Here is a 12,610-nt window from a genome sequence, read left to right as displayed (position 1 = left end):
GAAAGGAGCGAATTTCTCTATCTTTTTATAGGGCGCCGGAAATAAGGACTTAACATAGAACAAAGTTTTTCTTTTGATATTTGCTATATTGATACAAATAACCAATCGCATTGTTAAAATAAATATGTTCACACTGGCATTCCGTTGTTTTTTTATTATGCTGTTTCTTTCTTGCTCCAGATTCGCTCAATGCGAATCGTTACGTATATTTACTGAAAATTACCCCCCATACAACTATGTAGAAAACCGTGAGCTTAAAGGTGTATCTGCCGATATTGTTCGAGAAGCGTTAGATCGAGCCCATATTGATTACACTATCGAAACTACCCCTTGGGCTAGAGCGATAGAATTTGTAAATAACACACCTAATGCGTTTATTTTTTCGATTCAAAGAGTCCCACGTAGGGAAAATCAATTTGTTTGGGTAGCTCCACTGGTTTCATCGTCACTATCTGCATTTATAAAAAGTAATCAGACAGAAATAATCATCAGGAATATTAAAGATTTCGAAAACTATATCGTTGGAACGACACTATCAAGTGCAGTCGAAGAGTTGTATATAGAAAACGGCGTATCGTTAAAAAACATGGCGCGTATTGGCGGAGAAGAAGCCTACATCCGAAACTTTAAAAAGCTTAAATTTGATCGAATAGATATCTGGCCTACTGACGATAACGTTGCATATTACACCGCCAATAAATTTGGTAGCGATAATAAAGAAAATGAATTAGTAAAAGTATTCTCTTTTAATGAAGGTCGGCGAATTCCTTACTACCTTGCAACTAATTCTTTAACAAATTCTGGTACAGTAAACAAAGTGGCTGCGGCTATTAAGTCATTTAAAGAAACCGATGAATACAGGCTGTTGCTAAAATCATGGTCCGATTCCTTGAATATCGTTCGTAGCCCTTAATTGTAAAGGCGACAAACGATATACGTTTAAACTAAGCACTAATTCACGAGATAACTCGCTTCAAGATAACATTCCTTAACGCGCTCTTTTTTTACATAAACACTCGTTACGCTGAGAAGCTTGGCGTTAATGCTTTCAATGTAGTGGTATATCGAATAATGCGGCTTGAAGCACTTTGTTAGAAGGTGCTCTAAAAAAACCAACGCTGATATAAGTCGAAAAACTTGACTAGGTAGCTGATATTTTAGGCTACTCATCGAATCAAAATACTCTGGATAACAAAAGGTTAACTCTTGAGCTGCCATTTTGTCCATACCTACCGAGTGAAGAATATTACTGACATCTTCCTGATATTTACTGTTATCAATACGTTTATACATACACTAACCCCCCAGTTAAAGTATAACGTTGGGGAAAATAATACTCTTTTACGTATAACAGGGTGTAAGTGTTCTGTCAGAACGGTATCAAAGTTGTAAACAAATATTTCTTTTTTCTATCGAAATTATCTACCGCAACATTTTTTGTATTTTTTATTACTTCCGCACGAACAAGGGTCATTTCGTTCTGGTGTTTTTTCAACACGTTGAGGCTTTGGTTTGTTTAGAACGGTGTCTAACTGTTTAATATCTTCATCTACATCGCCGTTAACTTTAATTACAGCAAATAGCCCATGCTGGTGAACGAGATCTTGTAGTTCATTTTTACGCTGCTCATTGTTTACGATTAGTGACAACGGTGAATTTTCTGTGCCGGGTTTTAGCGAAGCATTTGTGTTGTAACCATCTTTACCGTAGTTAGACATAATATCGGGTGTACCGCGATAGAAAAACTTAGACATAATGTACCTTACAGGTTAAAAAGCGGCATCTTAACAACTAAATCAAGGATAAGCGAAATAAGTTTACGTTATCCTGTCACTTAATAACGTTAACCAATGTAATGGCGCTTTTTCAGGCCATGCTATTAGCATAAAAGTATCAAAACGACGCTTTATTAGCGGAAGTTGATATAGCCCACTATTTTTTGATTTTGGTCGGATTTTGATAGTTTTATTCGAGCAGGTAAAGATTCGATTCTAAATAACCAGTCACCTTCATTTGCATACAGTTTCGCGTCAGAATTTAACAATTCTAAGGTTAATTCATCCTCATTAGGCATCATCGTAATTCGAAAGGCTTTAGCTTCCTCTTGCCAATATAGTGTGATTTCCATTGCCTCTATTTTCACGGTGCAGTCTTGTTCAAGATGACATAAAACGTCATTATTTGAGTGGGTTAGACTACGCCAAGTAAACGCACTGATGAGTATAGTCATCATGAATAAAATTTGAGCTAAACGCCCTTTTGTTAACTTTTCTGCCGCCATTTTTTATATTCTCATGTAACAAGCTTCAAACTTTTAGTAATAAATGATCTTGCAATGTGAAAATTGCAGGTTAAATCGTTGTCATTAAAATGTTAATTACATTATCATGTCGTGTGAAAAATCCATTCCAAACAGTGTTTTGATAGAACAGTAAGATAGATTGCGGGTTTTTTCATCACTTTTAGGAATGTATTACGACACAAAGTCGATAAAAAGCAAATAGTCACTTTAAAATTGGAAGAAATATAATGAGCCAAGTACAACAACTTGAGCACAACTATAACTATACAGTCGTACGTCAATTCACCCTAGTTACCATACTATGGGGAATCGTCGGTATGTCTGTCGGTGTGTTGATTGCTGCTCAGTTAGTTTGGCCACAGCTAAACTTTGATACGCCGTGGTTAACCTACAGTCGTTTACGCCCGCTACATACTAACGCTGTAATTTTTGCGTTTGGTACCAGCGCCTTGTTTGCAACTTCATATTATGTAGTTCAACGTACATGCCAAACACGTTTGTTTGGCGGAATTCTCGTACCCTTCACTTTCTGGGGATGGCAAACTGTTATATTACTCGCTGCCATCACACTCCCTCTTGGGTATACAACTAGTAAAGAATATGCGGAACTTGAATGGCCAATCGATATCCTGATTGCTGTCGTTTGGGTCGCTTACGCTATCGTGTTTTTTGGCACTTTGGTCAAACGAAAGACATCGCATATATACGTTGCTAACTGGTTTTTCGGTGCGTTTATTTTAACTGTCGCCGTTTTGCATATTGTTAATAGTTTAGCTATCCCAGTATCGATGGGTAAATCTTACTCATTATATTCTGGAGCGACAGATGCGATGATACAGTGGTGGTATGGTCATAACGCAGTAGGTTTTCTACTAACCGCTGGTTTCTTAGGAATGATGTATTACTTTGTACCTAAGCAAGCTGGACGTCCGGTTTATTCATATCGTTTATCTATTGTTCACTTCTGGGCTTTAGTGTCTTTGTACATTTGGGCTGGTCCACACCATTTACACTACACAGCATTACCTGACTGGACTCAATCTCTTGGAATGGTGATGTCGCTGGTTCTATTTGCTCCTTCTTGGGGTGGTATGATCAACGGTATTATGACGCTATCAGGTGCATGGCATAAATTGCGTTATGACCCTATTTTACGTTTCATGGTTGTCTCTCTTTCATTCTATGGCATGTCAACGTTTGAAGGCCCAATGATGGCCATTAAGACGGTTAACGCCCTATCCCACTACACAGATTGGACAGTCGGTCACGTACACTCTGGTGCGCTCGGTTGGGTAGCGATGGTGTCTATCGGTGCTGTCTATCACTTGATACCAAAACTATTTGGTCAAGAAAGAATGTATTCTGTTAGCTTAATCAACGTTCATTTCTGGTTAGCTACCATAGGTACTGTACTTTATATTGTTGCTATGTGGATTTCAGGCGTAATGCAAGGCTTAATGTGGCGTGCAGTCAACGCAGACGGTACGTTAACGTATAGTTTCGTTGAGTCAGTACAGGCATCTTATCCGTTCTATACAGTACGTTTCATTGGTGGCTTTATTTTCCTATCAGGTATGTTCTTGCTAGCTTATAACGCTTATAAAACCATTACTGCACCTGAAGATAGTTTAAAAGCTATCGAGCAACCGGCATAAGGAGATTGATTAATGAGTTCAAACTCAAATAATCGCCATGATCTAGTCGAACGGAACGTCGGTTTGCTAGCGATTTTAATTATAATAGCGATCAGCTTCGGTGCTTTAGTGGAAATTGTGCCACTGTTTTTTCAAAAGCAAGTTAACGAACCTGTGGATAATCTAAAGCCCTATACAGCACTGCAAATGGAAGGTCGTGACCTCTACATCCGAGAAGGTTGTAGCGTTTGCCATAGCCAAATGATTCGTCCATTCCGCTCAGAGACAGAACGCTACGGTCACTACTCTGTTGCTGGCGAAAGTGTTTGGGAACATCCTTTCTTGTGGGGCTCTAAGCGTACTGGACCAGATTTGGCTCGTGTAGGTGGACGTTATTCTGATGAATGGCACCGAGTGCATTTGTTGGATCCAAGAGCTTTGGTGCCAGAATCCAACATGCCAGGGTTTCCTTGGTTAGCTGAAAACGTGTTAGATGGCGAGTTAATTCAAGCTAAGCTAACCTTGTTCCGCGATCAATTTGGTGTGCCATATACTGATGACCAAATTGCAAACGCTAAATCTGAAGTCGTTGGTAAAACCGAGATGGATGCGCTTATTGCCTATCTTCAATCTCTCGGCCACGCGATGAAATAAGGAGGAATGCATATGAGTATAGCTACTTTCCATTCCATCTGGACCGTTGTGCTATTTGTTAGCTTTTTTGGGGTCGTTTGGTGGGCTTTCGGTAAAAATCGTAAAGCTCGCTTTGAAGAGGATGCAAACTTGGTGTTTGCTGATGAACAAACGACGACAACCAAAAATAATAAAGGAGTAAGCAAATAATGACGTCATTTTGGAGTGCGTGGATTATCATTCTCACAGTAGTCACGTTAGTTTTTTGCGCTGTGATTTTGGCTTGGGCCTTAAAGAACAACACTGGTGTCGAAGAAGGCGCCGAGATGGATCACGAGTATGACGGTATTAGAGAGCTAAACAACCCACTACCAAAATGGTGGAGCTTTCTATTTATTGGCACGTTCATTTTTACCATTATTTATTTGGCATTATTCCCAGGTTTGGGTAGCTTTAAAGGCCTTCTTGGTTGGACTAGTTCTAATCAAGAGGTGAAAAACATAGAAGAGTCTCGTGCGCATATTGCGCAAGCACATGCGAACCAAACACTAGATGAATATGCTAGAGCATTGGACGAAGCAAATACATTCTATGGTGAAGCTTTCAACAAACTTGCCTATAACTCAAATGGTGAATTACGTTCTATCCCTGAAATAGCGACAGATTCTGAAGCGCTTAAAGTTGGTCAACGTTTGTTCCTACAAAACTGTTCTCAATGTCATGGTTCAGATGCAAGGGGACAAATTGGATTCCCTAACCTAACGGATAAAGCTTGGCTGTATGGCGGTGAACCTGAAGCTATCCTAACGACTATCATGAATGGTCGAATTGGTGCTATGCCAGCTTGGGGAGATGCATTAGGTGAACAAGGCGTTAAAGAAGTCGTCACTTATACGTTGGGGCTTGCTGGTCGTAAAGTCAATGCACGTGAGGCCGCTGCTGGTAAACAACGCTTTGTTGTTTGTGCAGCTTGTCACGGGACTGACGGTAAGGGTAATCCTGCATTAGGTGCACCTGACTTAACTGATAATGACTGGTTATTTGGTGATTCTCGAGCAGAAGTAACTGCAACAGTAGCCAATGGCCGTCAAGGTGTTATGCCAGCTTGGAAAGACATACTAGGAGAAGAGAAAGTACAACTTGTCGCCTCTTATGTTTGGAGCTTAAGCAACACGGATAAATAATCCACTTCTAAGATATAGCCCCTGCTTTTGGGGCTATTCTTTTTTATAATAACCTCTTTCTGTCTTACAGACATTGCCCATTGAGATTCACATGATAAAACCTTGGTATAAACAATTCTGGCCGTGGTTTCTAATTACATTGCCTTTATGTGTAGTGATAGCCGGCATTACAACCCTAATCATTGCCTCCCAGAACTCAGTTTCTCTCGTTGCCGAAGACTATTACAAAAAAGGCAAAGGAATAAATATAGACCTTTCTAAAATTAAACAAGCTAGCTCTATTGGTCTATCTGCTAGCGTCTCATCCAACTCGGATATGGTTACTATAAAATTTGATAAAGGTGAACTTGAGGTCTATCCAGCGCTCACCGTAATATTCACTCATAGAACGCTTGCAGACAGAGATTTCCAAAAAGTTGCCAGCTCCGATGCCTATGGGTATTACCGAATCAACTTAGATCGTGAACTTAGCGGCCCATGGTTTATAGAAGTACAACCACATACACAAGAATGGTTATTACAAGGGAAAATATCCTTCCCTGCTGCTAGTCCAGTCCTTCTTGCTAACTAACAACTGAGAATCACTATGAAACACTCGTGTTATCACTGCGGTGAAGATGTACCAGCGAACACGGATTTTATTGTAGAAATACTAGATGAACCTCGAAAAATGTGTTGCCCTGGCTGCCAAGCAGTGGCTCAAACAATTATTGATAGTGGCTTAGTGAGTTATTATCAATATCGAACTGAAATGGCAGAAAAAGCGGATCTTGTACCAGAACAACTAAAAGCGCTTATAAACTATGACAATGAAGACGTTCAGTCTGAATTTGTACGAAAAAATGATAATGCATCCGAAGTGACGCTCTCTTTAGAGGGGGTCACTTGTGCTGCTTGTGCTTGGCTAATTGAAAAACAGATAAACGATAAAACCGGGGTTAATTCAATTCGAGTTAATACCACCACTAATAGAGCGATATTAAGCTGGGATAATACTGAAACAAAACTGAGTGACCTGCTCTCGTACATCCATAATCTCGGCTATAAAGCGGCTCCATTCGAAGCGGATGCACATGAAGCTAACTACCACCAATCGATGAAACAATATTTATATCGTTTAGGTGTAGCTGGTCTTGCCTCCATGCAAGTAATGATGCTTGCAGTCGCTCTATATTTTGAAGTCTTTAGTGATCTTGATTCTGAATTCAAGCAATATTTGCGTATCGTAAGTTTGCTATTTGCCACCCCAGTACTAGTTTATTCTGCGTTACCATTCTATTTAAACGCATGGCGTAGCATAAAGGGTCGCACATTAGGGATGGATGTCCCTGTTTCTATCGCTTTGATCTTTGCCTATGTGGCCAGTGTCGTTGCAACAGTGCAGGAAAAAGGTGAAGTATTCTTTGAATCTGTTTCAATGTTTACATTTTTCTTGTTACTTGGTCGCTTTTTAGAAATGAGAGCAAGAAGAAAAGCAGCGGCTGCAAGTGCCAACCTTCTTAAATTGATTCCCGCTATGGCAACCAAAATAGATGGAACTCAAGTGCCTGTGCGAGTTCTCCAACCTGGAGACAAAATTCGAGTCTTACCTGGTGAGCACATACCGGCAGATGGAATTATAATTAGTGGTCGTATTCATGTTGATGAATCTATGCTTACTGGCGAAGCCATTCCGGTTGTTAAATCTGTTGGCGACCTCGTTTACGCTGGTAGTATCAACACTGACGAGGTATTTGAGCTAAATGTGACGGCGACCAAAGCTGAATCGATGTTGGCCAGTATCGTACGTCTTCAAGATGAAGCGCAGATGTCAAAACCGAAAATAGCTCAAATAGCTGACGTTATTGCGAGATATTTTGTGGGGGCCATTTTAACCATCGCTTTCGCAACTTGGTTATATTGGCAGCAGCATCAACCAGAAGATGCATTTTGGATAATGCTCTCTGTTTTAGTAGCCACCTGCCCTTGTGCATTGTCACTCGCTACACCAACCGCTATCACATGCGCAACATCAAGGATGGGTGATTTAGGCTTATTGCTTCGTAAAGCGCATGTAATAGAAACTTTTTGTAAAATTAACCACTTGGTGATCGACAAAACAGGCACATTAACCAAGGGCGAAATTCGAATCGATGATGTTTCCCTCTATTCTGTTTACGATAAAGAAACTTGCTTATCAATCGCTGCTGCATTAGAAGAGCACGCCAATCATCCTATAGCAAAAGCTTTTAAACAGGTCAGTACAAATAACGCGATTATTACTGAGGTAAAAAACGTTATCGGCTTTGGTATCCAAGGAGTATGGCAAGAAAAGACATGCAAAATAGGTAACGCTAAGTTTGTACTTGGCAACGAGAATCTGTCGGTTCCCTCTTCCATTTTTCTTTCAGTAGACGATGTGCATGTCGCGACATTCAGTTACAGTGATCCCATAAGAGATGAGAGTAAAACTTTTATTGCTCAACTTCATACTCTTGGTGTTAAGACGACACTTTTAACCGGAGACTCATTGATAAACGCGAATAAAGTAGCAACAAAAATCAACATGGATACCGTTGTTGCGGATGCGACTCCAGAAGACAAACTCGCTTATTTACGAACCTTAGGAAAAGACGATATTACACTCATGGTAGGTGATGGAATAAATGACGCACCAACGTTATCTGGCGCTCATTTATCAATTGCAATGGGTGGCGGAACAGATGTCGCAAAGGCTTCAGCTGACGTTGTATTGCTTGGTGATAAATTGAGCAAAATTATAAGCGCTCGAAATCTTGCCTTGAACACTCGAAAAATAATTAGGCAAAACCTTGCCTGGTCATTAGGTTATAATCTATTAATACTCCCACTTGCTGTAACCGGGTATGTGGCCCCCTATATTGCGGTTGTAGGCATGTCTGCAAGTTCAATTATTGTCGTTACAAATTCACTAAGGTTGTTAAAAAAAGATGGGTAGTTTGTATATATTGATACCAATAGCCGTTGTCTTCGTGTGTATCGCCGTAGGTATTTTTTTATGGGCGGTAAAAAGTGAACAATTTGAAGATCTTGAACGCCAAGGTCAAAATGTCTTGTTTGATGATGACGAATTAGATAAGAAAAAAATGCTCACAAGTGATTGGATAGGAGCGTTGATAGTTGGAGTTTTAGGTTCTGCACACTGTATCGGTATGTGTGGCGGAATTGCTTCGGCTATGAGCATTAACACTGTGACTAAGTCCAACCGCGCACTGACCACTATCCTTTATAATATGGGGCGTTTAATCAGCTATGTCGTTGCTGGTGCCTTTGTCGGTGGCACCGTTTCCAACGCTGCAGCACTCGTATCGGACTACGCCATTTTAAATTGGTTAAGAGTGTTGTCGGCTATAGTCATGATTATTCTTGCTCTTTACATTGGTAAATGGTGGCATGGTTTAGTTTATGTAGAAAAACTCGGTCAGCATTTATGGCAGTATCTCGCTCCTATCAGTCGGAGCTTGCTGCCACTACCCACACCTTTTCACGCCTTACCATTAGGCCTGCTATGGGGGTGGCTACCCTGTGGATTAGTATACTCTGCGTTAACTTGGTCAGCAGTTTCCGGTAGCGCCCTAAATGGAGCAATGTTAATGCTAGCATTTGGCATCGGTACGTTACCATCTATGCTTCTTGTTGGCGTAGGAGCCTCTTACATAAACAGGCTGAAAAATTCCGTCTATTTTCGTCAAACTGGCGCTGTTTTACTTTTATCGTACGGCATCTATATTTTAACCGGAACGGTTAGTTTATTAGTTTAAGTTGATTAATTTACTGATTTATATGTTAATTATTTAACTATCCTTTCAGCGATAGCAATGCTAAAATATTGATGTATATCAAATAGTGACTTGGAAGTTATGATTTCAGAAAAACCAGCAACTAAAAGAATTCAGTCCGGTGGATGTGCCATTCACTGCCAAGATTGTAGTATTTCTCAACTCTGCATACCATTTACCTTAAATGAAGCAGAGCTCGATCAGCTGGATCAGATCATCGAGCGTAAAAAGCCTATCCAAAAAGGACAGGAGCTTTTTAAAGCCGGAGACGACCTAAAGTCTCTCTATGCGATTCGTTCTGGTACCATAAAAAGTTATACGATAACCGAACAAGGTGACGAACAAATTACGGCATTCCATTTAGCAGGCGATTTAGTCGGCTTTGATGCCATAAACGGTAATGCTCACCCTTCATTTGCCCAGGCACTTGAAACATCAATGGTTTGTGAGATCCCTTATGAGATCTTAGATGATTTATCAGGGAAGATGCCTAAACTTCGTCAACAAATCATGCGTTTGATGAGTAGCGAAATCAAGGGCGACCAAGATATGATTTTGCTTCTATCTAAAAAGAACGCGGAAGAACGTTTGGCTGCATTCTTATTTAACTTATCGACTCGATTCTCGCAACGAGGCTTCAGCCCAAGAGAGTTTCGCTTAACCATGACTCGTGGTGATATCGGTAATTATCTGGGATTAACGGTTGAAACTATTAGCCGCTTACTTGGACGTTTTCAGAAGTCTGATATTTTAAGTGTTAAAGGGAAATACATTACAATCCTAGACCACGATGAATTAAAAGTTTTAGCTGGTATCTCTACCGAAGAGTAGCTATAAAAATTGCAAGCAAATCAAATACAAGTGGCTCTCTAATGAGCCACTTCATGTTTCTACCGTACTTTCATTTCTTTTCTTAAATTATTCTTCTCAAATAGGCTACAGTTAAAGTATATTGAATAACTCTTTGGTTCCATTCTATAAAAGGGAATTGTTATGAGTATATATAACAAAATTTTAGTCGTCGCGAATGTAAACAACGAACCTCAACCAGCATTAGCGAGAGCAATGCAACTTGCGCGTAAGAGTGTCTCAAAAAGTAACATTACCTTTTTCTTGTCCATCTACGATTTCTCGTATGAGATGACATCTATGTTATCGATAGATGAACGGGATGCTATGCGCAAAGGCGTTATACAACAACGCTGTGCTTGGATGAATGAAGTAGCGAAACCCTATATCGATGATAGTGTTAACTTTGAAGTTAAGGTTGTATGGCATAACCGTCCTTATGAGGCCATAGTTAGTGAAGTGTTCGCAGGTGAACACGATATTCTTATCAAGGCGACAAGAAAACATGACATCCTAGAATCTGTCATTTTCACACCAACCGATTGGCATCTGCTTCGCAAGGCTCCCTGCCCTGTTTTACTTGTTAAAGAACACGAATGGCCTGAGAATGGGCATGTTGTTGCGTCAGTACACGTTGGCTCTGAAAATCCCGTTCATATAGAGTTAAACGACTGCATTGTTGAGCAAGTAAAAAATCTTTGTGGCCGTTTAGACGCGAAACCATATCTTGTTAATTCTTACCCTGTTACACCTGCCAATATCACTATTGAGCTTCCAGAGTTTGATCCAACTACGTATACAGATGCGGTAAGAGGTCATCACCTCAAAGCAATGAAAGCGCTAAGACAAAAACACAGTATTGATGAAGAGTTCACAAGAGTAGAACAAGGTTTACCTGAAGACGTTATACCATCAATTGTACAAGAATTAAGTGCAGGTCTAGTTATATTAGGAACGACTGGACGAACTGGCATTTCAGCTGTATTTATAGGTAACACAGCAGAACATGTGATTGATAAAATCAATTGCGATGTGTTAGCTTTGAAACCCAAAGGATTTATCAGCCCTCTCGATCCAAATCAAACAGCATAAAACTATTAATCACAGCCACTTATATTCTGTGTGGCTGTGAATTTTGCCTAAGACCTACTTCTTTATAACTAAACTGCAAGTCTTCTAGATTTGTTGGCTCTTTACTAAGTAAATTACCTATTGTTAGATGTTTGAAACGTCAATGAACATTGACTCATCAATATTAGAAGAAGATACCTGCGCTTCATCAAAAGCATATTCCTTTCTTTTCCCTTCTCTGTCTAAAGGAAGGTTCTCGAAATCAAATAGTGATTTGTCAGCCAATTGACTAGGGCTAACGTTCTGAATAGATTTGAATATCTTTTCAACGCGCCCTGGTGTTTTTCTATCCCAATCTATCAGCATTGCTTTGATACTCTGACGTTGCAGGTTTTCCTGTGAACCACATAAGTTACATGGAATAATAGGGAACTGTTTATGGTCAGCATATTGAATTAAATCTTTTTCTCTACAGTAGGTTAATGGGCGTATAACAACATTCCTACCATCATCAGAGCGTAGTTTTGGTGGCATCGCTTTTAGACGCGCGCCATGAAACATATTCAAAAACATGGTTTCAACGATATCGTCTAAATGGTGGCCAAGTGCAATCTTTGTCGCTCCAATTTTTTCTGCAAATGAATACAGAGTACCTCTGCGTAAACGAGAGCATAAACCACACGTGGTTTTACCTTCTTCAATCTTCTCTTGAACAACAGAATAGGTATCTTTGTCTACGATATAGTAAGGTATCTCGAGGTTTTTAAAGTACTCAGGCAAAATATGATCAGGGAATCCTGGTTGTTTTTGATCAAGGTTTACTGCAACGACATCAAATTTAATTGGAGCTGCTTTTTTGAGTTTCAGCAAGATATCTAACATTGCAAATGAATCTTTTCCCCCGCTAATGCAAGCCATCACAACATCGTTTTCTTCGATCATGTTGTAGTCGATAATGGCATTGCCAACATTACGTCTCAAACGTTTTTGGAGTTTGTTGAATTCTAACGTTTGTTTTCTGGTATCAATTTGATTCATTACAAATTTCTCATGCTATCGCTCTAAGCGACGGTTATTCTCTACTGAAATTATTTTTGATCACCACTAAAATAGTAAACACGTTTCCCTAATAAAAGAAAA

The 12,610-nt window shown here is 39.8% G+C and carries 14 protein-coding genes; 10 read left to right on the top strand and 4 right to left on the bottom strand.

Going from position 1 to position 12,610, the window contains the following annotated elements:
* The first annotated feature begins 157 nt into the window (after nucleotides 1-157).
* A complete protein-coding gene (locus PGX00_RS09615) occupies nucleotides 158-913 on the top strand; it encodes a substrate-binding periplasmic protein (RefSeq protein WP_272135639.1) in 756 nt (251 codons plus the stop codon).
* Nucleotides 914-951: 38 nt separating this feature from the next.
* On the opposite strand, the gene PGX00_RS09610 is transcribed toward PGX00_RS09615, so the two are convergent.
* From PGX00_RS09610 to PGX00_RS09600, 3 genes are all read right to left on the bottom strand, one after another.
* On the bottom strand, nucleotides 952-1,293 hold the full coding sequence (locus PGX00_RS09610; RefSeq protein ID WP_272135637.1) for a hypothetical protein: 342 nt from the start codon (nucleotides 1,291-1,293) through the stop codon (nucleotides 952-954).
* A gap of 125 nt (nucleotides 1,294-1,418) precedes the next feature.
* Nucleotides 1,419-1,754: a PBPRA1643 family SWIM/SEC-C metal-binding motif protein gene (locus PGX00_RS09605; protein ID WP_272135635.1), complete on the bottom strand. Its 336-nt coding sequence runs from the start codon at nucleotides 1,752-1,754 to the stop codon at nucleotides 1,419-1,421.
* A 155-nt stretch (nucleotides 1,755-1,909) separates the two neighbouring features.
* Nucleotides 1,910-2,281, bottom strand: coding sequence for a hypothetical protein (locus PGX00_RS09600; protein WP_272135632.1), 372 nt, complete (start codon nucleotides 2,279-2,281; stop codon nucleotides 1,910-1,912).
* Nucleotides 2,282-2,529: 248 nt separating this feature from the next.
* Here PGX00_RS09600 and ccoN point away from each other — a divergent pair, with 248 nt between their 5' ends.
* From ccoN to uspE, 9 genes are all read left to right on the top strand, one after another.
* Nucleotides 2,530-3,957 (top strand): cytochrome-c oxidase, cbb3-type subunit I, encoded by a 1,428-nt coding sequence (ccoN, locus tag PGX00_RS09595; RefSeq protein ID WP_272135630.1) that lies wholly within the window; start codon nucleotides 2,530-2,532, stop codon nucleotides 3,955-3,957.
* Between the two features lie 12 nt (nucleotides 3,958-3,969).
* Nucleotides 3,970-4,590 (top strand): cytochrome-c oxidase, cbb3-type subunit II, encoded by a 621-nt coding sequence (gene ccoO, locus PGX00_RS09590; protein WP_272135628.1) that lies wholly within the window; start codon nucleotides 3,970-3,972, stop codon nucleotides 4,588-4,590.
* A 12-nt stretch (nucleotides 4,591-4,602) separates the two neighbouring features.
* Nucleotides 4,603-4,779: a cbb3-type cytochrome oxidase subunit 3 gene (locus PGX00_RS09585; protein ID WP_272135625.1), complete on the top strand. Its 177-nt coding sequence runs from the start codon at nucleotides 4,603-4,605 to the stop codon at nucleotides 4,777-4,779.
* A complete protein-coding gene (ccoP, locus tag PGX00_RS09580) occupies nucleotides 4,779-5,753 on the top strand; it encodes a cytochrome-c oxidase, cbb3-type subunit III (protein ID WP_272135623.1) in 975 nt (324 codons plus the stop codon). Before PGX00_RS09585 ends, ccoP begins: the two co-directional genes overlap by 1 nt.
* 91 nt (nucleotides 5,754-5,844) lie before the next feature.
* Entirely contained in the window at nucleotides 5,845-6,324 is a 480-nt protein-coding gene (locus PGX00_RS09575) for a FixH family protein (protein WP_272135621.1), read from the top strand.
* 15 nt (nucleotides 6,325-6,339) lie between these two features.
* Entirely contained in the window at nucleotides 6,340-8,709 is a 2,370-nt protein-coding gene (locus PGX00_RS09570) for a heavy metal translocating P-type ATPase (RefSeq protein WP_272135620.1), read from the top strand.
* On the top strand, nucleotides 8,702-9,532 hold the full coding sequence (gene ccoS / locus PGX00_RS09565) for a cbb3-type cytochrome oxidase assembly protein CcoS (RefSeq protein ID WP_272135618.1): 831 nt from the start codon (nucleotides 8,702-8,704) through the stop codon (nucleotides 9,530-9,532). Before PGX00_RS09570 ends, ccoS begins: the two co-directional genes overlap by 8 nt.
* Before the next feature lie 99 nt (nucleotides 9,533-9,631).
* Nucleotides 9,632-10,381, top strand: coding sequence for an FNR family transcription factor (locus PGX00_RS09560; RefSeq protein ID WP_272135616.1), 750 nt, complete (start codon nucleotides 9,632-9,634; stop codon nucleotides 10,379-10,381).
* Nucleotides 10,382-10,543: 162 nt separating this feature from the next.
* On the top strand, nucleotides 10,544-11,491 hold the full coding sequence (uspE, locus tag PGX00_RS09555) for a universal stress protein UspE (RefSeq protein ID WP_272135613.1): 948 nt from the start codon (nucleotides 10,544-10,546) through the stop codon (nucleotides 11,489-11,491).
* A 123-nt stretch (nucleotides 11,492-11,614) separates the two neighbouring features.
* Here uspE and ttcA read toward each other — a convergent pair whose 3' ends face one another.
* A complete protein-coding gene (gene ttcA / locus PGX00_RS09550; protein WP_272135611.1) occupies nucleotides 11,615-12,508 on the bottom strand; it encodes a tRNA 2-thiocytidine(32) synthetase TtcA in 894 nt (297 codons plus the stop codon).
* Nucleotides 12,509-12,610: the final 102 nt, after the last annotated feature.

The sequence above is a fragment of the Vibrio algarum genome (genome assembly GCF_028204155.1).
GTDB classification, from domain to species: Bacteria; Pseudomonadota; Gammaproteobacteria; order Enterobacterales; family Vibrionaceae; genus Vibrio; species Vibrio algarum.
The sequence above is the reverse complement of the archived record's forward strand: the minus strand, read 5'-3'. Positions and strand labels throughout refer to the sequence as shown.